Genomic DNA, 19,209 nt, shown 5'->3' on the forward strand with positions numbered 1-19,209 from the left:
TCTATTCTGCCTGTCCGGGCCATATATTATAATAGAATCTTTTTAGGAGGACCCTATGTCAGCAAAAACGAAAATCGTCGTATTTAAGGCGAAAGAACTAATCTATACCGGCATCTTTGTCTTGCTTGGAATCTTGCTAATCCTGCTTTTGATTTTTATGTTTGCACCGTCTAAGGAACATAAAAAGAGCACGGAGACTATGGAGTACATAGAAGGGGTATATTCCTCTCCTCTTACACTGGGAGAAAATGAGCTGGAAGTGGAGGTCACTGTCAAGGACAACAAAGTTAATAATGTCGCTTTAAAGCATTTAAATAAAAGTGTCAAAACCATGTATCCCCTGATTGAACCGGCCCTTGGCGAAATCAACAAACAGCTTCCCAAGGTAAAGTCGGTTGATGACATTCAGTTTGACGATGAAAGCCAGTACACCAACACCATTTTAAAGCAGTCCATCAAAAATGCCCTGAAACAGGCTCAAAAGTAAGGACTTATTTCAGAAAATCCTTATCTTCACGCAAAAACAGCCATCCCGAAAAAAGCGGTTTGGCTGTTTTTATGTTCTGCATGATTGGACAAAGGCATTCTAAGAGTCAACGGAAATCATGCGGAATATGTCATAAGATACTGCCCTCTCTCCTGCCAGCTGTCCTCTCCCCTGACAAGATCAAAAACAATGATGCCCTCTTCTCCTGCCTCCGATGTCTTTGAACGGTCTTCTCCGGAACCAATCCGGACCTCTTTTATGCGGACAGCTGCTGCCGGAAGGCCGCTGCAGTCATAAATCTCTGCTTCCTCACCTTCTTTATGCACGCCCTTCACAAAGGATACAGACATCTGAAAACAGCCGTTCTCTTTGTAGATCCCCTCCACGTATGAAAGATTCCCCGCCTCCTGATGAAGCCGGTACACCCTCTCTTTTCCCTCTTCGTATTCACTGGTTGTATGAACCTTAAATCTGTCTAAAAATCCCATGCCGTTCCCCCGTCTTTTTTAAGTTGATTATAATACAACCAGCGAAAAACTCAACGCCCTATTTGGTTTTCTGTGAGAAATTCTCTGAAATCTTCCACATTTCCCCCAAGCTCCTCAATCAACGGAACCACATAGGAACGTCCCGTCTTCCTCCCATGCAGAGCTTCTGAAATCCTCGGATAGGCAATTCCCATTCTCTCTGCCAGCTGTCTCTGTGTCAGTTCCTGACGGATCATCTCAATCTTTACCCATTTTTCAAAATCTCTATACGACTTTATCATTCGTCTCTCCTTTCCCTTATCTGACTGTAAGAAACTTACATAAATTATATCTCTATATCTAGAGATAGTCAAGAAAATGGTACTATCTTCCACAGTATTTTCGTTACAACTTCGTTTACACTAAATTTTATCTATGCTACAATAGACGAGTAAATTTGTTACATGCAGAGAGGGAAAATACATGAAATTTGCAGAAAATTTAAATGAATATCTGGAAAGCCATGATATTTCCAATTATCGGATTTATAAAGATACTGGCCTCTCAGACAGCCTGATCGGATACTGGAGAAAAGGCAAGAAACAGCCGACATTAGAAAACCTGGTCATTCTTTGTGACTATCTGGATGTTTCTATTGATTATCTGGTCGGCAACATTTCCGCCAGAGAAGAAAAACTGCTTCGCTACTACCGCGGGCTGTCTCTGGAAGACAAAGATGAAATAGATACCTATATGAATAATTCCGCCATTGACACATAGAATGAAGTGTGGTAGATTATCATTATTAATAATTTAAATGCTTTGATGAGGAATAGTAGGATATAGAAGGCATTCAGAGAGCTGCTGGCTGGTGAAAAGCAGCTGCCCGGTATATGTGAACTCGCCTCTGAGCAGCTTGCTGAACAGTTAGTAGGCAACGCCGGTTCCGACCGTTATATTGGGAAGATATCAGTTTTTTAACTCGTATCGGTAGTAAGTGCACGCGGCTTCTGCGTGAATTAGAGTGGTACCACGGAGTGTATATAACCCTTCGTCTCTATCCAGAAATGGACAGAGATGAAGGTTTTTTTGTTTGATCAGAACAGCAAACCGCTTCGCGGGGATGCACACAGCCGCATGCAGTTTAATTTTTCATATTTCATGAAGGGAGATTTTATATCTATGAATGCAAACAAATATAAACGCCAATATTTTATGCCTCCTGAAGAGTGCCTTGACTGGGCAAGAAAAGAGTACATCACCAAAGCGCCTGACTGGTGCAGCGTGGATCTGAGAGACGGAAACCAGGCCTTGATCATTCCTATGAGCCTGGATGAAAAAGTAGAGTTCTTTCAATATTTAGTCAAGGTAGGATTTAAGGAGATTGAGGTAGGGTTTCCTGCCGCTTCTGAGACAGAATACACCTTCCTGCGCACTTTGATCGAACAGGATCTTATCCCTGACGACGTGACCATCCAGGTACTGACTCAAGCCCGGGAACATATCATAAAACGTACATTTGAAGCTTTAAAGGGTGCGAAACGCGCCATCGTCCACGTATATAACTCTACCTCTCTTGCACAGAGGGAGCAGGTTTTCAAAAAATCAAAAGAAGAGGTCTTAAAGATCGCCACAGACGGAGCTGAGCTTCTGAAAAAACTGGCCGGTGAGACTGACGGAAACTTCCAGTTTGAGTACTCCCCGGAAAGCTTTACCGGAACGGAAGTAGAATATGCACTGGAAGTGTGTAATGCCGTGCTGGATGTCTGGAAACCCACACCGGACTGGAAGGTTATTATCAATCTTCCTGTCACTGTGCAGCTTTCCATGCCGCATGTGTATGCCAGCCAGATCGAGTATATGAGCAAACATATGAAGTACCGGGAGAACGTAGTTCTGTCCATCCATCCCCACAATGACCGGGGCTGCGGTGTTGCCGACACAGAACTTGCACTGCTTGCGGGAGCGGACCGTGTTGAAGGAACCCTGTTCGGCAATGGTGAAAGAACCGGAAACGTGGATATTGTCACTCTGGCTCTCAACATGTACTCACACGGAGTAGACCCGCACCTGGACTTCTCCAATCTTCCTCAGCTTACGAAGACTTACGAACGCCTGACCCGCATGAATGTCTACGAACGCCAGCCATACTCCGGCAAGCTTGTATTTGCAGCCTTCTCCGGTTCTCATCAGGATGCCATTGCCAAAGGAATGCACTGGATCGATGACCGGGATCCGGATTATTGGTCCGTCCCTTACCTTCCGATTGATCCTAAAGATATCGGCAGGGAATACGAGAGCGATGTCATCCGCATTAACAGCCAGTCCGGAAAGGGCGGCATCGGCTATGTGCTGGAAGAAAACTTTGGATTCCATATTCCGGGCAAGATGAGGGAAGACGTAGGTTATACCGTCAAGGATGTATCCGACAAACAGCACCGGGAGCTTGTTCCGAAAGATATCCTGGATGTATTTAAAAAGGTCTATGTGAATATTGATTCTCCGATTGCCTTAAAAGAGTGCCACTTTATTCAAAAAGACGGCGGCATCGAGGCTGAGATCTCTCTTGACAAAGCCGGAGTCCACAAGCTGTATCACGGAAAAGGAAACGGCCGTCTGGATGCAGTCAGCAATGCCATTCAGCGCCACAGCGATTTGAATTACTCTATCGTCAGCTATCACGAGCACGCCCTTAATGTAGGATCTAATTCCAAAGCATGCTCTTATGTAGCACTCCAGCAGCCAAACGGCTCTGTCGTATGGGGAGCGGGAATCCATGAGGATATTATAACTGCCTCCGTACTTGCACTGATCAGTGCTGTCAACCGATTATAAAAAGCTCTGAACATACGAAAAAAGAGCGCCGGGTCCTGCCCTGGCGCTCTTTTTCTCATTGGCCACAATGATTCCTTGTTTTAAAGTTTCTTATTGGTCTGTCACAGTATATTCTGTTCCCAGGTCTTCTATGGAAGCTGTCCCTCCTGACAGATCTGTCAGTTTCTTTTTGATCTGCAGGCATCCGGCTTCCGGCACTAAAAACTCAAGCGTCACTTTATCTGTATACTCTGTATGAAGAACCGGGATATTCTCTGTGCTGAGAAGATACTGTATCTTACCTGCTGCAGAATAGTCACAGCCGGTCCTGAGCCTGTGCCCCAAGCCCATGGTGACAGTTCCTGCTGCCTCTACAGCTTCCGCTGCTGCCTTAGTATAGGCTCTCACAAGACCTCCGGTACCGAGCAAAGTTCCCCCAAAGTAACGGGTTACAACAATCACGGTATTCAGCAGCTGATTGCCGGTAAGCACTTCAAGCATAGGCTTTCCTGCTGTACCGTTTGGCTCCCCGTCATCGCTGGCTCTCTCCAGCGGCTGTTCAATGCCCACACAGAATGCGCTGCAGTGGTGTCTGGCATCTCTGTACCGGCGTTTCTCCTCCGCTATCACTGCCAGTGCCTCTTCCTCACTGGAAACCGGTACTGCAATCCCTATAAACTTAGATTTTTTTTCTATGACAAGGGATTCACCTTTCTTATGAATCGTCTGATACTGTTCTTTCAATCTCTTTCCTCCAACTCCATCACTGCGTCAACCGCCTCAAAAAAAGAAATCGGTGTCACTTCATATTTAACCAGCAGCCGGACAATACGCTCCGCCTGCGTTCTGGTGGCAAATGCCCCTCTTATCTCTTCTGCTTCCAGGACACTTGGCTCTCTTGTCGTCCTCTCCAAAGCCGCACCATAGACATCCTTCGCAGAATCATTCAGCATATAATAGGATACTACAAATTTGTCTCCATTGCCATCTTCTAAATAATTGGTTCCTAATTTCTCCTTCTTCATCTTTTGTTCCTCCTCTTTTGTAAAAAATCTATAACTCTCCTTAAACGTGATTCCAATGATATGCCGCCGAAGTATCCCTTATGTCCCTGTGCCGCGGGGCTGTCCGGCCGGAACTCTTTTCATTCAGACGGCTGCGCTCTGGCTGTAAGGCGTTGTTTACTTGTTATTTTTTATTTGTTATAATGCTAGACATAGGAGGTTTTACATGAACTTTAACAAGCAAAAAACAGAGCGAAAAAGAAACGCCCTTTCTTCACCGAAAGTACGGCAAAGTTCCCATCTTACGCTTTTTTTCTATAAATATGCACTGGTTGTCATCATTGCCCTGATCGTCACGGCTGCCGGCCTGTCCATCGGATTCATCCGCGGTATTCTTAACAATACCCCGAATATATCGCTGGACTCGATCCATTCAAAAGGCTTTATCACTATGATCTATGATAAGGACGGCAATGTAACAAGAAAGCTGTCCACCAGTGATTCCAACCGTGTCTACGTCTCTCTGGATGAAATCCCGGCCAATCTGCAGAATGCATTTATCTCTATCGAAGATGTCCGGTTTTATAATCACAACGGCATTGACATGCGCGGCATCGCCAGATCCCTTTTGCTTGGCCTGAAAGAACAGAACCTGGATCAGGGCGGCAGCACGATCACACAGCAGCTGATCAAAAACAATGTGTTAGGGATACAGCCTGAAAAAACCACAATCGAGCGTATAGAACGCAAGATCAAGGAACAATCCCTAGCTCTTGAATTAGAAAAAATTACTTCTAAACAAAAGATTCTGGAAGAATATTTAAATGCGATCAATCTAGGGGAAGGAACTTTGGGCGTGCAGACTGCATCTCAAAAATATTTTCATAAAGACGTGTCAGATTTGACACTGTCGGAGTGTACCGTTCTGGCCGGTATCACAAAGAATCCAACAAAGATGAATCCCATCACTCATCCGAACAACAATGCAGCCCGGAGAATGACTATTCTTAAAACGATGCTGGAAGAACATTATATCACAAAAAGTGAATATTCGGAAGCAGTGAATGATAATGTTTATGAAAGAATCCAGAAGATCAATGCAAGACAGCAGAAGAGTTCCACAGCAAATTCCTACTTTGATGATGCTCTGATTCTTCAGGTTGTCCATGATCTGAAAGAAAAACTCGGATACGATGAAACCAAAGCCTACAATGCTATTTACAGCGGCGGGTTAAAAATCTATTCTACCCAGGATTCCAAGATTCAGAAGATTGCAGATAAAGTGACAAATGATCCGAAAAACTATCCGGAAGGTACGAAAGTGGCTCTGTCCTATTCTCTGTCCGGCACTGACAAGCACGGCAGGGAAGTCAGTTATTCTGAAAATGACGTGCTAAGCTATATGAAAAAAAACAAGCTTGGAAACAGCCTTATATTTAAAAACAAATCTGCTGCTGAAGAATCTGCCCGTAAGTTTACCAAATCCCTTAAGAAACATGGAGTCACCGTGATCAATGAACAGGTTTCCACTGTGATACAGCCTCAGATTTCCATGACGATCATGAATCAAAACACCGGCCAGGTAGAGGCTCTTGTGGGCGGACGGGGCGTAAAATCCGAAAACCTTTCCCTGAACCGTGCCACCGGAACTACCAGGCAGCCAGGTTCTACTTTTAAGGTGCTGTCTACTTTCCTGCCTGCTCTGGATGCAAAAAAAATGACGCTTGCCACTGTCTATGACGATGCTCCTTATGACTATCTGGATACAGGACGTCCGGTGCGCAACTACTATAAGGGCTACCGCGGATTTTCCACCATCAGACAGGCCGTCACAGATTCCATGAACATTGTCGCTGCCAAAACTATGGCTGATGTAACTCCGGAAGTGTCTTATGAGTATTTACAAAAGCTTGGTTTTACCACTCTGGTAGACAACAAAACTACTTCAGACGGAAAGACCTACTCCGACTTGAACCAGTCCATGGCTCTTGGAGGTCTGACTTACGGTGTAACCAATCTGGAGCTCACCGGCGCTTTTTCGGCTGTTGCCAACGGAGGAAATTACTATAAACCTTCTTTGTACACTAAGGTTGTGGATCAGTCCGGAAAAGTCCTGCTGAAATCATCTTCCTCCGGTACACCGGTGATGAGAGATTCCACAGCTTTCCTGCTGACGGATGCCATGAAGGATGTTATCAAAAAAGGTACCGGAAAACCGGCAACACTTTCCTCAGGAATGCCTGCAGCAGGAAAAACCGGCACCACCACCAGTAATTATGATTACTGGTTTACCGGATATACTCCGTATCACACGGCCTCCGTATGGATGGGTTATGACCGGAATACTTCTTTTTCTTCGGGGCAGCAGCATGAAAAGATCTGGAAACTGGTTATGGATCAGATCATTGCAGAAAAGGGAGAAAGCAAAAAGGATTTCAGCATGCCTAAAAATATTGTAAAAGCCCGGATCTGCACCAAATCCGGCAAACTGGCCGTCAAGGGTGTCTGTGACCATGATCCGAGAGGCAGTACAGTAAAGACAGAGTACTTTGCCCTTGGGACAAAACCTAATAAGCCATGTGATGTCCATGTGGCTGTTGATATCTGTAAGGAATCCGGGTATCCGGCCAACAGTGCATGTCCGCCCGATCAGCTGTACCGCAGGATCTATATTACAAGGCCGAAGGGAAGCCGTGGAACAACGGATGACAGCAAATATCAGATTCCGGATCTCTATGTAAAATATATGTGCGGCCTGCACACACCAGAATAGCAAGAGCGTTTCCGATAGCTTTACCGTTATCAGAAACGCTCTTTATATATATAAAAAGCAATCCCGCCGCTTTGGCGGCATTACTTAGTATCGAATTTAAACTTTTCTCTATTTTTTAATCTTTGGCTGAAAGATCAGTGAGGCCAGGTATGAAAAGATCAGTGCCGCTGACGTTCCCACCGCTGCAGCCGTAAATCCTCCCTCAAACAGGCCAAGTATTCCATGCTGGTCAATGGCCTCTTTCATGCCTTTCCACAGAGAAAATCCAAATCCTGAAAGCGGGACCGTCGCCCCGCATCCTGCAAAATCAGCGATTTTTTCATAGATTCCCAGAGCTCCAAGCACTGCTCCGGAGATAACTAAAATGACCATAATCCTTCCCGGCTGCAGCTTGGTATTATCCATAAGAATCTGCACCAGAATGCAGATGATTCCTCCAACAATAAATGCTTTTATATATTCCATTTACAGTTCCTCTCTTTCCAGCAGGACTCCGTGGGCAATTCCCGGAACAGTCTCGCCTTCGTTAAAGCTTGTCTTTGACAGAAGTGCTCCTGTAGGTACAAACAGTACCCTCTTCCATCCCCCGTTTATCATTTTTCTTGTAATCATGGAGGACAGAACTACCGCACTGCAGGCACATCCTGATCCGCCCGCATGAGTATCCTGGATTTCATCCTGGTAGATCTCTATTCCGCAGTCTCCGTGTACTTTTGAAATATCATACCCGTTGTCTTTCAGCAGTTTGATCAGGATTTCTTTTCCCACTTCTCCGAGGTCCCCAGTATAAATAGCGTCATAATCATCCGGTGTCATAGCAAAATCATTGAAATGCTGATAAATGACTTCAGCGGCCGCAGGCGCCATACAGGCTCCCATGTTCATAGAGTCTTTCACACCATAGTCCACAATCTTTCCGGTTGTAATTCCGCGGACTTTAATCGGGCTCTTTTCATTGGAAATCACAAATCCCCCGGCTCCTGTTACAGTCCAGGTTGCCGACAAAGGTCTCTGGCTTCCATATTCCAGAGGAAAACGGAACTGTTTTTCTGCACTTCCTATATGGCTCGATGCAAGAGCCAGTGCATGGTCAGCGTAGCCCGCAGCCACAACCATGGAAGCCAATGATATGGATTCTCCTGCTGTGGAGCATGCACCGTACAGGCCGAATAAAGGAATTTCAAGATCCTTAATCCCAAAGGAAGTAGCCATGATCTGCTCCAAAAGATCCCCCGCAAATGCATACCTTACTTGATTTTTTGTGATCTCCGCCTTCTGGATTGCCAGAAGTGCTGCCTGGCGCATAAATCTTCCCTCTGCAAGTTCCCATGTTTCCTCGCCGAACAAAGGATCGTCAATCACCTGGTCAAAAGCCTGCCCAAGCGGACCTTCTCCTTCTTTTTCTCCTACTACGGATGACCATCCTTTCAGGTACGGCGGATGTTCAAATTCCAGGCTTTGTTTACCTTTCATTATTTTCATCACATAACCCCCAGTCTGACTAATATCATATAGATTACTCCCAGGATAAAAGAGGATAAGATTCCATACAGGATCACAGGACCGGCAATGGTAAAGATCTTAACTCCGATTCCGAAAACCTGTCCTTCCTTTTGATATTCAATGGCCGGTGACGCGACAGAATTGGCAAATCCAGTAATCGGGACCAGTCCTCCTGCACCTCCGAATTTTGTAATTTTAGAATACAGGTTAAAACCGGTGAGCAGTACGCTCAGCAGTACAAGGGCCAAGGTTACGGTCAGCAGTGCATCCTTTTCTCCCAGATGGAGCCAGTGCATGGACGCCCGCTTCAGAGCCTGACCGATTGTACAGATTGCTCCTCCCACAAAAAACGCACGGACACAGTTCATAAGACAGCTGCTGGCCGGCGTTACCTGTTCCACATATTCATTATATTGTTCCTTAGACGGTTCATTGTGCATAACAGACTTTTCTCCTTTCGTTATCTAGCCGCTTCAGATAGGCATTGTTGTACGGACAGGCCTGTGGGCTGTCCGTTTCTGCGGCAGTCGCCGCAGAGAATTGTTTGGTAAATATTAATTTTTTGGCTCTATTCGTTCAATCTGAGCCATACTGCGTATGGCTCTCAGGAATTTAAACCCCAACAGCCAAAAATGCTCACGCCTTTTTGGCTGCCGAATTTTAAATTCCTTCCATGCTCTGCATGGAGATTGTCCTCTGTTTTGAATATTTTTCTTTCAACCCTTCTGCGGCTCGTTGCTAACGCAAAAATTGCATATAGCATCCTGCTATTTTGCCCAGGGCTATGGAATAGATGATGAATGGTATTCCGTCTCTTATTTTCAGCCTTCTTGAAAAGACCGGCAGGCTTTTGAGCATTTCGGCCAGGGCTCCGATGAGGCATCCGGTGAAGATTCCTCCGAAAAGGCCGTATAGGATCAGCAGTGGATATCCCAGCGGAACGTGCCAGCGGTATATGAACACTGCTGTTCCCAGTACTCCGCCCAGAGTAATGCAGGTTTCGTAGAGCATCGCGTGGGATATGGTCTTTGTCAGACCGGCCAGCCTCGGAATGACTCCGATCATGCTTAAAAAGGCCAGAAAGCTTCCCGCTATCAGTCCTCCTGCGGACAGTCCATAGACAACTAAAAGTAAATTACGAAGAAACATCCTGCTCCTCCTTTTTCCGCCCGGCATCAATCATTAAAGTATCATTTACATCTCTCTCATAAAGCCTCATCTGAACCTCAAACGGCGTTGGGTCGTCTGTGAGCTTAATTTTTCCGGCATGGTTGAAGAATACGATGATTCCTATGGCAAGCCCGGCCGTATAAGCCAAATGGAGAATGGTGGGCCCTTTGGGCGGTGTCCCCATGACCAGCTGGTAGACAGTTGCAAACAGATCATCGATCCCCACATCTGTGTTGTAGCTCATAATAGAAAAACTGGCTCCGAAAAATGCTACCAGGCAGACACCTGCAATTTTCAGATAATGGGCCCATTTCTTTTCCTGTGTTACTTCCTTTAAGTAAATGATAAAATCTTCCGGTCCCATATTGACCACTTCTGCTGTTTTGTCAATCTCCTTGATAACTTCCACAGCCTTTAAGATCGATACAATCTCCCTTTCATTCCCGCGTCTCTGGAAATGAAAGAGCTTTGCTTCTTTTACCTTTTGCTCCATATCCTTATCGGTACAGTAAATGGACGCCACATCTTTTATTTTTACGTCCGGATTATGAATACATACACTGTCTTCCGCTTTGATATATACGGTCATGATGCTCCATCCTTTCCATTACCAATGTTCCGTCTTTTCTCTGCTCCTCATTTGTGTCACAGAAAAGTATGACAGATAATACTGCAAGAATGACGATCAATGCAATCACCATCCACTGTTTTCTTTGCTTCATGAATATCACCTCTCCATTTCTATGAGATAAATTAGTTGTAGTATCTGTCTTTTTTTGAATTTCATTCATGGATTCTTTCCTTGCAGGAAAAGAATCCAGATGGTATCATTTAAGAGATGCAAGTTTTATAAGGAAAGGAAGGATTGTATGGAAGAAAACGGTCTGACTTTATATAAATTAATGATTTTATTTTTAATCAAAAAAGTGGATTTCCCGCTGAGCAATTCCCAGATCTCAGAATTTATCCTGGACAAAGGCTATACAACTTATTTTAAGCTTCAGCAGGCTTTTCACGAACTGGAAGATGAAGATATGCTGAGGACAGAGCTTGTGAGAAATGCGAGCCATTATTTTTTGACAGAAGAGGGAAAAGAAGCCATTGATATGTTTGAATATCAGCTGTCAGAGCCCATTCGGAACGATATTTTAACATTTTTAGCAACAAAAGAATATCAGCTCAGAGAAGAAACAAATCTGGAGGCGGATTATTTTCCTGCCAAGCGTGATGAATATACTGTCCGGCTCAGGATCAAAGAAAAGGACAGCATGCTGCTGGAAGTGAATCTGAATGTTGTATCCAGAGACCAGGCTATCTACATTTGTGACCACTGGAAATCAAATCATTCTGATATTTATGCCTATCTGATCAACCGCCTGCTCTTTCAGGACCAAACTCAGACAGAAGAAAAGGAGACCGATTCTTAAAACGAATCAGTCTCCTTTTTACATTTCTATAACGTATCTAAATAACTTCACCAGGCATTACTGCTTCCTCGATAAAGTCCCATATCTCTTCCCTTCCCTGTTTTGAGAGAGAAGAAAACGGAAAGACAGGTGTCTCCTTGTTAAGCCCCAGTTCCTGCCGGATCTCCTTTAAATGCTTAGGCAGCTGGCTTCGCTTCAGCTTATCGCTTTTTGTGGCAATGATGGCAGGGTAATAACCGTTATGTACGATCCAGTCATACATCATTACATCATTTTTAGAGGGCTTATGCCGGATGTCAATAAGCAGAAAAACCAGCTTCAGCTGTTTTGATGTATGAAGATATCGTTCGATCATGGCTCCCCACTGTTCCTTTACGGATTCCGTAACCTTGGCATATCCGTATCCGGGAAGATCCACATAATACAGTTCTTCATTAATATTATAATAATTGATTGTCTGAGTTTTCCCCGGCTGGGCAGATACCCTTGCATAAGACTTCCGGTTCATCAGTGCATTGATCAGGGATGATTTCCCCACATTAGACTTCCCTGCGAATGCAACTTCCGGAAGCTGGTTGTCCGGAAGCTTGCTGGTAATCCCGCAGACAGTTTCAAGATTGATTGATTTTATAATCATGGCAGATCTCCTTATTTGAGTAATAATTGTGCTAAATAGCCCGCAAACAGCACAAGCATGATAAGACCGTTTCCTCTGGTCAGTTTCCGGTCCTTTGATGAAAGCATCCACAAAACCAGAGCCGAAAGAATCGCTGCTGCTGCATCTGGGATAAAGCTTGTATCAAAGGGCACCGGATGGATGACTGCCACAGTGCCTACAACAAACAGGATATTAAAAATATTGCTTCCCACAATATTTCCAACGGCAATATCAGCTTTTCCCTTAAATGCTGCGGTCACTGATGTGACAAGTTCCGGAAGAGACGTACCAAACGCCACAACCGTCAGGCCGATGATCCGGTCAGATACACTCAGAGCCTTTGCTATAGATGTTGCCGCATCTACTGTCACGTCGCTTCCCAGTACAATGGCAATCAGTCCTCCCACAGTAAACACGATCATTTTGATAAGCGATGTGCTTACCTCCTCTATGCCCTCTTCAATTCCTTCTTTTTTTGTCAGACGGAACAGGTACACAAAAAAGCCGATAAACAACACCCAAAGAATCACGCCGTCCAGCCTGGAAAGGCTGCCGCCGGCGATGCCCATGCCTGTGAGGATCAATGTAATCACCACTACAAACGGCATCTCAACTTTTACAGTTCCTTCTTTTATGGCTACTGCACAGACAACTGCAGTGAGACCCAGAATCAGCAGAATATTCATGATATTGCTGCCCAGGATATTTCCAACTGTGATCCCTACATTCCCCTTAAAAGCTGCTGAAATACTGACTGCGGCCTCAGGAGCACTGGTTCCGCAGGCTACAATGGTAAGCCCGATTACAATCTGGGGAATACCAAACTTGGCCGCTATCATGGAAGCTCCTTCAACAAAATAATCCGCACCCTTCATCAGCAGAACAAACCCTGCGGCCAGAAAGGCAATGTGTGGCAATAAATTCATATGTGTTCCTCTTTTCTAAAAAAATAAATGCTCTATTAAAATCTTACACCCCAGGATGATCAAAATCAATCCCCCCATGATTTCTGCTTTTTCCTTGAGTTTGTCACCAAACACACTGCCTATGATGACTCCCGCCAAAGATATCACAAATGTAATGCAGCCTATGACTGTGACGGATTCCGCCAGATTCACATTCAAAAATGAGAAGGTCACCCCCACCGCAAGTGCATCAATGCTTGTGGCAACTGCAAGAACCAGCAGTTCACGGAATGAAAAGCCTCCCTCATCTGATTCCTCATCATCGCCGGAGAGTCCTTCCTTCAGCATATTTAAGCCGATCATCACAAGAAGGACAAATGCAATCCAGTGGTCAATCTGCATAATGTGGCCTGCAAACTGCTTTCCGGCCAGATAGCCGGCCACAGGCATCAGAGCCTGAAACCCTCCAAAGAACAGGGCGATCCAAAATGTTTCATTCTTCCGGACTCTGCCCATGCTCAGTCCTTTTCCCACGGATACTGCAAATGCATCCATAGAAAGCCCGATACCAATCATTACTATTTCAATTATGTTCATTTCTTAACCTCTTTATGTACTTTATCATAACAGATGGACCAAAAAGCTGAAAGCCTTTGGTCCATTTGCCGCATTTGATAATAATTCTAAATTACCTCCATTTATTTGTCAACGGACACATGATGGATTTGCTGCGTATATTTTGTGATCGGAAGAATTTGATAACCATCTTTCTTTAATGTTTTGATCAGGGAATCTAAACTTTTCACTGTATTGTCCGCTTCTGCCAGGTCATGCATTAAAACAATACTCACTTTCTGTTTTTTTACATCATTTAAAATATTCTGGTTCAGCTGCTGAGGGCTTAAATTAAAGTTGACTGCATCTCCGCTCAGTGCATTCCAGTCAAAATATAAAAGATTCTCTTTATTTATATATTCAATATAAGGCTTTATATTGCCGGCACAGGAATTGCTGCTTCCTCCCGGAAAACGGTAGATCATCGGCTTTACATCTGTTATTTCGTAAAGCATTTCCTGCAGCTGTTTGATATCCTTGCCGAAGGCATCTACTGAGGAATAAATCTGATCGTAGTTATGGCTGTAAGAATGCATAGCCAGGGTATGTCCTTCCAGAACAATTCTCTGATACTGCTTTCTGGCTTTCTCCGTCTGTTTTCCTACGACAAAAAATGTTGCTTTGACTTTATTTTTTTTCAGGATATCCAGAATCTCATCCGTATTATCCGACGGTCCGTCATCAAAGGTCAAATATACCTTTTTATTCGTAATTTTGCTGTCAGCCAGCAGCCCGCTCTCTCCTTCTTTCTGGCTGGCTATGAAAAGTCCGTCAGAGTGGTCCACTGCGTACCTCAGGATGAAACCAATAAAAAATAATACACAGACAACTGCAAAATATGTTTTTCGCTTCATAAAATCGCTCCCTCACTTTCAATGATAGGATGTGAGGAAGCAAAAAAACTATGCTGGCATTTTATAGTTAATTTAAAGAGACAGAAAAATATCCTGCCGGAAGTAAACTTCTCCGGCAGGATATTTTAAATTTAATTCTTATACTTCAAAAATCAAATCACCATAGCTTGGCATTGGCCAGTCTTCTTTTGCCACAAGCATTTCCAGCTTATCTGCAGGTTCCCGGACACTGTCCATGCACTTAAATACCACGTCGTGATAATAGCATGACTGCTCGGCTGCATCCTCGATTGACTGTGCTTTATCTGTTTCTGTTTCCAGCACGCCAATAGCGGCATATAATTTTTTCAGATTATCTGTAATGTCACGGAGCAGAGAATCCTGCACGGATGTATCCATTCCTGTCTCCTTTAAAGCAGCGACAGAATCTGCCAGTGTCTTCTGATATTTCATAACCGCCGGAACAATCTGTTTCTTAGCGATATCTAATGTTGCAAGTGCCTCGATGTTGATCGTCTGCGCATACTGTTCATAAAGAATCTCCACGCGGGACTCCAGCTCTGCTTTCGTAAATACACCGAATTTTTCAAACATTTTAATTGATTTATCCTGAATCAGGGCAGGGATTGCCTCAACCATAGATTTAATGTTCGGAAGGCCTCTTCTCTCAGCTTCCTTCACCCATGCATCAGAGTATCCGTCTCCGTTGAAGATCACTCTCTGGTGCTCTGTGAGCATCTGTTTTGTAAGCTCATGAGCTTCCATCATCACATCCTGAAGATCTCCGTCCACTTTTTCCAGCTGGTCGCACACTTCAGAGAGTGCGTCTGCAACAATTGTATTTAAGACCACATTTGGGTCTGAAATAGACTGTGTGGAACCGACCATACGGAACTCAAATTTATTTCCGGTAAATGCAAACGGTGAAGTACGGTTACGGTCTGTTGCATCTTTTTCAAAGTCCGGCAGAGTATGTACACCGGATGCCAGTTTATCTCCGTGTTTGGATCTTGTGGCTTCTCCTCTTGTCACCAGCTGTTTTACCACATCTTCCAACTGTTCTCCAAGGAAAATAGAAATAATAGCCGGTGGTGCTTCATTTGCCCCCAGACGGTGGTCATTTCCCGGAGTAGACGCTGCCATCCGGAGTAAATCCGCATGTTCATCTACTGCTTTAATGATCGCTGACAGAATCAGAAGGAACTGCTGATTGTCATGCGGTGTGTCTCCCGGTTCCAGGAGATTTTTCCCTGTGTTTGTCACAATAGACCAGTTGTTGTGTTTACCGGAACCATTGATGCCGTGGAACGGTTTTTCATGCAGGAGACATTTTAATCCCTGGCGTTCTGCCACACGCCGCATCGTTTCCATAAGAAGCTGATTGTGGTCTGTTGCAATATTGTTTGTTGCGTATATCGGTGCCAGCTCGTGCTGGGCAGGAGCCACTTCATTGTGCTGAGTCTTTGCAGTGATGCCGAGTTTCCAGCTCTCCTCGTTCAGTTCTTTCATAAACTTCCCGATTCTTTCACGGATGATGCCAAAATAATGGTCATCCATCTCCTGTCCTTTCGGAGGCATTGCCCCAAATAAAGTACGTCCGGTAAAGATCAGGTCTTTTCTCTGTAAGTATTTTTCTTTATCCACAAGAAAATATTCCTGTTCCGGTCCGACAGATGTATTGACATTCTTGACATTCTTCTTGCCAAGCAGGTGCAGAAGCCTGGTAGCCTGGATATCCAATGCCTGCATAGATCGAAGCAGAGGTGTTTTTTTGTCCAGTGCTTCTCCTGTATAGGAACAGAATGCAGTAGGAATGCAGAGGATCGTAGAATCCGGAGTTTCCTTGATAAAAGCAGGTGATGTACAATCCCATGCCGTATATCCTCTGGCTTCAAACGTTGCTCTCAGTCCTCCTGACGGGAAGGATGAAGCATCCGGTTCTCCTTTGATCAGCTCTTTCCCTGAGAATTCTAAAAGCACCTTTCCGTCTTCAGTAGGAGTAATAAAAGCATCGTGCTTCTCGGCTGTCACACCGGTCATCGGCTGGAACCAGTGGGTGAAATGAGTCGCTCCCTTTTCAAGAGCCCATTCCTTCATTTCATTGGCAACAACATCTGCGATGGCAGGGTTTAACTCTGTTCCCTCTTCAATGGTCTTCTTAAGGTCTTTATAAACTGCCTTCGGAAGCCTTTCCCGCATAACGCTGTCGTTAAACACGTTGCATCCGAACATTTCTGAAACACTTCTTTTTTCGCTCATAAGATATTTCTTCCTTTCCTGATATACCTTCTGTACAATATGTTTTAACCTGCGATAGATTAAAAAAATAGACGCCAAACAATCCTCGAATCGTTTGACGCCTTTGTCATTACTTCGCTAGGTATAAGATACAATGATTCTTTCGAAAAATCAAGTACTTTTTTGTATTTTGTCAAATACAAAGCCGCCAGCTATTGTGTTATCTGATAAATTCCGCTCTCATCCTCTTCATAACTGATCTTAATCTTATCTCCGGCATTCCATTTGATCGCTTTCTCATTTTTGGAAAACTCTTCTTTATAAATATTTCCGTCTTTATCTGTAATATAAACATAGGTATTGCCTTCGATCGGAATAAAATCAACCTTCTTAATTGTGATCTCCTTTGTCTTCACAGCTTCTGCGGCCGCAGCTTCCTTGGCAGAGATAATACCCTGCTCTTTTAAAAGCCTCTTATACTCCTTCTGAACACCGTTCTGAGTTGTGGAGGTCGCAACGATATTGTATTTTCTTACATTGACCATTGCAAACATCTTTACCAGTCCGCCCTTGTCTTTCAGTATCATGACATACGTCGGTTCGCCGTTCACATTAATGAGTGCCGGGAAGGCAGATGAATACCTTAAGTTCTGTACCTGGCCCTCAGCCGCTTTCATGGCTGACTGTTCATTCGCACCTGATACCGTATAGTATTTGGATTCGGCTGTCCGCATATTCATTAGTACAAATGCAATGTTAGACTGATCTCCGTTGACAGAGGTGACACCGGTATATGCCCAGATGTCTCCGTCAATGGACCGGTAGCCATAATCATCTGTGGCAACCTTGCATCCCTTCTTGCCGAACACACTGTTGATATAGCCATTAGTGAGGAGTCCTTTCCAATTATACTTCTGAAGGAGCAGCCTTCCGTCATATACATGATCCACCCATTTAGGAACATCCTTTACATCATAATAAGTACTCTTTCCTGTAACCGGATCACTGATAACAGCTCCTTTGACGTCTTTGGCCCCAAAAAGGCCTGCATTTGCCTTGAGTACCGGACAAATATAGTAAGGGTTTCCTTTGTTGTCAATTTCAAAATAGTAGCCCTGGAAAATAGCGGTCGGATACTGGAATCTCAGATGCCTTTTCAGGTTCCTGGAAAAGTATGCGGACGGCGAATACTGCATAGGTTTCTTAAGTTTGACATACTTTGCCTCATTGCTGATAGGATCGACCTGTACATACCCTGGTATCCCTGACTTTCTGTTGGTCATATACCGGATAAAGCTGGCGTAATTTAGTGGTGCCACTTTCATCGGCTGTCCGTTGTAATCGATCTGGGTATAGTCATCACTGACCTCATACTGGCTGACAACATCCGACAGAGAACCAATGGCACGGTCACCGATGATCCTTGCTCCTTCTGTATCCATCAGGGCAATGTCAGTGATCCTCTCCGTCTCTTTCATATCATTCTCAAACTTTTTATTTTCAACTTTGAGTCTGCCGGCATATTTCTTTGAGGATACCAGCTGGCTTGAGAGAATCATTCCCACTAAGAAAATGAGAATAACAAGAACCAGCAGAGTGGAGAACAAGGTTAAAACCTTGGACTTCTGTCCCAGTCCCTTTACTGCTGCCCACGCAGTCAGCACTCCCAAAACAGCGATCAGCGCCATCCACATGCCGGTCTCCTGAAAATTAAGTGCAGGAAGAGCCACATAAAAATATAATCCTGCCAAAATAAGAACAGCCAGTGCTCCCAGGGCAATTGTTTTCTTTTTCATCTTTCCGAATTTAAAATTCTTGATCCGGTTCAGATCATTCATATCAAACCGAAATACCATCTAAGTCACCTTCTAATCTTGTATTTCACAGTGTTTCTGCGATACCTAGATGTTATCATATTTCACATTAAAATGGTATATAAATTTATTTTCTGCGCTGTTTGCCCTCCGGATCAATATAGAAATCTTTTGTTAAAATCATATGTGAAACCGGTACAAACCGGTATCCCTCAGACTTTAAACGTCTGATAATGACCGGCAGAGCCTGCTTTGTATAGACAGTTCCGGTATGCATCAGAATAATTGCTCCATTTTCCATCTTTTTGTTTTCACATACCCGGTCTATAATGTCCTGCTTTGAGATATCTTTCCAGTCCAGACTGTCCACAGACCATTGGATCACTTCATAATTCAGCTCTCTGGCTGTTTTTACCACAGTTTCATCATAATCCCCGTATGGAGGACGGAAAAGTTCCATCTGCTCTCCTGTTGCCGCCT

At 44.3% G+C, this 19,209-nt stretch carries 22 protein-coding genes and 1 other annotated feature; of the genes, 5 read left to right on the forward strand and 17 right to left on the reverse strand.

Annotation, left to right across the window (positions count from 1 at the left end; translation table 11 throughout):
* Positions 1–55: 55 nt before the first annotated feature.
* Positions 56–487 (forward strand): hypothetical protein, encoded by a 432-nt coding sequence (locus KH180_RS09110; RefSeq protein WP_137328182.1) that lies wholly within the window; start codon positions 56–58, stop codon positions 485–487.
* A 116-nt stretch (positions 488–603) separates the two neighbouring features.
* Here KH180_RS09110 and KH180_RS09115 read toward each other — a convergent pair whose 3' ends face one another.
* Together KH180_RS09115 and KH180_RS09120 are read right to left on the reverse strand one after the other, a co-directional pair.
* Positions 604–975 carry a hypothetical protein gene (locus tag KH180_RS09115; RefSeq protein WP_290759494.1) on the reverse strand — a complete coding sequence of 124 codons (372 nt, stop codon included), beginning with the start codon at positions 973–975 and terminating at the stop codon, positions 604–606.
* A gap of 50 nt (positions 976–1,025) precedes the next feature.
* Entirely contained in the window at positions 1,026–1,256 is a 231-nt protein-coding gene (locus KH180_RS09120) for an XRE family transcriptional regulator (protein WP_290759496.1), read from the reverse strand.
* A 181-nt stretch (positions 1,257–1,437) separates the two neighbouring features.
* Here KH180_RS09120 and KH180_RS09125 point away from each other — a divergent pair, with 181 nt between their 5' ends.
* A complete protein-coding gene (locus KH180_RS09125; protein WP_290759497.1) occupies positions 1,438–1,734 on the forward strand; it encodes a helix-turn-helix domain-containing protein in 297 nt (98 codons plus the stop codon).
* A gap of 33 nt (positions 1,735–1,767) precedes the next feature.
* Positions 1,768–2,016: a binding site (T-box leader), on the forward strand.
* A gap of 120 nt (positions 2,017–2,136) precedes the next feature.
* A complete protein-coding gene (locus KH180_RS09130; protein ID WP_290759500.1) occupies positions 2,137–3,789 on the forward strand; it encodes a 2-isopropylmalate synthase in 1,653 nt (550 codons plus the stop codon).
* A gap of 90 nt (positions 3,790–3,879) precedes the next feature.
* Here the strand turns inward: KH180_RS09130 and KH180_RS09135 are convergent, their stop codons facing one another.
* Together KH180_RS09135 and KH180_RS09140 are read right to left on the reverse strand one after the other, a co-directional pair.
* Positions 3,880–4,512: a YigZ family protein gene (locus tag KH180_RS09135; protein WP_290759502.1), complete on the reverse strand. Its 633-nt coding sequence runs from the start codon at positions 4,510–4,512 to the stop codon at positions 3,880–3,882.
* Positions 4,509–4,793: a DUF6514 family protein gene (locus KH180_RS09140; RefSeq protein ID WP_290759505.1), complete on the reverse strand. Its 285-nt coding sequence runs from the start codon at positions 4,791–4,793 to the stop codon at positions 4,509–4,511. The genes KH180_RS09135 and KH180_RS09140 overlap by 4 nt, the downstream gene beginning before the upstream one ends.
* A 205-nt stretch (positions 4,794–4,998) precedes the next feature.
* On the opposite strand from KH180_RS09140, the gene KH180_RS09145 reads away from it, so the two are divergent.
* Complete coding sequence (locus KH180_RS09145) at positions 4,999–7,545, forward strand: transglycosylase domain-containing protein (RefSeq protein ID WP_290759508.1); 2,547 nt, start codon at positions 4,999–5,001, stop codon at positions 7,543–7,545.
* Positions 7,546–7,653: 108 nt separating this feature from the next.
* Here KH180_RS09145 and spoVAE read toward each other — a convergent pair whose 3' ends face one another.
* The 6 genes from spoVAE to KH180_RS09175 all read right to left on the reverse strand — a co-directional run bounded on the left by spoVAE (position 7,654) and on the right by KH180_RS09175 (position 10,940).
* Positions 7,654–8,010, reverse strand: coding sequence for a stage V sporulation protein AE (spoVAE, locus tag KH180_RS09150; RefSeq protein WP_290759510.1), 357 nt, complete (start codon positions 8,008–8,010; stop codon positions 7,654–7,656).
* Complete coding sequence (gene spoVAD, locus KH180_RS09155) at positions 8,011–9,027, reverse strand: stage V sporulation protein AD (RefSeq protein WP_290759512.1); 1,017 nt, start codon at positions 9,025–9,027, stop codon at positions 8,011–8,013.
* Positions 9,027–9,488 carry a stage V sporulation protein AC gene (gene spoVAC, locus KH180_RS09160; protein ID WP_290759514.1) on the reverse strand — a complete coding sequence of 154 codons (462 nt, stop codon included), beginning with the start codon at positions 9,486–9,488 and terminating at the stop codon, positions 9,027–9,029. The genes spoVAD and spoVAC overlap by 1 nt, the downstream gene beginning before the upstream one ends.
* Positions 9,489–9,786: 298 nt before the next feature.
* Entirely contained in the window at positions 9,787–10,197 is a 411-nt protein-coding gene (locus KH180_RS09165; RefSeq protein ID WP_290759515.1) for a stage V sporulation protein AB, read from the reverse strand.
* Positions 10,184–10,807 (reverse strand): stage V sporulation protein AA, encoded by a 624-nt coding sequence (locus KH180_RS09170; RefSeq protein ID WP_290759518.1) that lies wholly within the window; start codon positions 10,805–10,807, stop codon positions 10,184–10,186. The genes KH180_RS09165 and KH180_RS09170 overlap by 14 nt, the downstream gene beginning before the upstream one ends.
* Entirely contained in the window at positions 10,764–10,940 is a 177-nt protein-coding gene (locus tag KH180_RS09175) for a hypothetical protein (RefSeq protein ID WP_290759520.1), read from the reverse strand. The genes KH180_RS09170 and KH180_RS09175 overlap by 44 nt, the downstream gene beginning before the upstream one ends.
* A gap of 147 nt (positions 10,941–11,087) precedes the next feature.
* Between KH180_RS09175 and KH180_RS09180 the strand changes: the two genes are divergently transcribed.
* On the forward strand, positions 11,088–11,645 hold the full coding sequence (locus tag KH180_RS09180; RefSeq protein WP_290759522.1) for a DUF4364 family protein: 558 nt from the start codon (positions 11,088–11,090) through the stop codon (positions 11,643–11,645).
* Between the two features lie 37 nt (positions 11,646–11,682).
* On the opposite strand, the gene yihA is transcribed toward KH180_RS09180, so the two are convergent.
* The 7 genes from yihA to KH180_RS09215 all read right to left on the reverse strand — a co-directional run.
* The gene (gene yihA, locus KH180_RS09185; protein WP_290759524.1) at positions 11,683–12,282 is read right to left on the reverse strand and encodes a ribosome biogenesis GTP-binding protein YihA/YsxC; all 600 of its coding nucleotides are present in this window, start codon (positions 12,280–12,282) and stop codon (positions 11,683–11,685) included.
* Positions 12,283–12,293: 11 nt separating this feature from the next.
* Complete coding sequence (locus KH180_RS09190) at positions 12,294–13,229, reverse strand: calcium/sodium antiporter (RefSeq protein WP_290759526.1); 936 nt, start codon at positions 13,227–13,229, stop codon at positions 12,294–12,296.
* 15 nt (positions 13,230–13,244) lie between these two features.
* Positions 13,245–13,805: a manganese efflux pump MntP gene (locus tag KH180_RS09195; protein WP_290759528.1), complete on the reverse strand. Its 561-nt coding sequence runs from the start codon at positions 13,803–13,805 to the stop codon at positions 13,245–13,247.
* A gap of 101 nt (positions 13,806–13,906) precedes the next feature.
* A complete protein-coding gene (locus KH180_RS09200) occupies positions 13,907–14,677 on the reverse strand; it encodes a polysaccharide deacetylase family protein (RefSeq protein ID WP_290759530.1) in 771 nt (256 codons plus the stop codon).
* 138 nt (positions 14,678–14,815) lie between these two features.
* A complete protein-coding gene (locus KH180_RS09205; protein ID WP_290759532.1) occupies positions 14,816–16,936 on the reverse strand; it encodes a glutamine synthetase III family protein in 2,121 nt (706 codons plus the stop codon).
* Between the two features lie 191 nt (positions 16,937–17,127).
* Positions 17,128–18,771 carry a hypothetical protein gene (locus KH180_RS09210; protein ID WP_290759534.1) on the reverse strand — a complete coding sequence of 548 codons (1,644 nt, stop codon included), beginning with the start codon at positions 18,769–18,771 and terminating at the stop codon, positions 17,128–17,130.
* An 85-nt stretch (positions 18,772–18,856) separates the two neighbouring features.
* On the reverse strand, positions 18,857–19,209 hold a 353-nt coding region (locus tag KH180_RS09215), incomplete at its 5' end, for a polysaccharide deacetylase family protein (RefSeq protein WP_290759536.1).

The sequence above is a fragment of the Anaerostipes sp. genome (genome assembly GCF_018381315.1).
In the GTDB taxonomy this organism is placed as follows: Bacteria; Bacillota; Clostridia; order Lachnospirales; family Lachnospiraceae; genus Anaerostipes.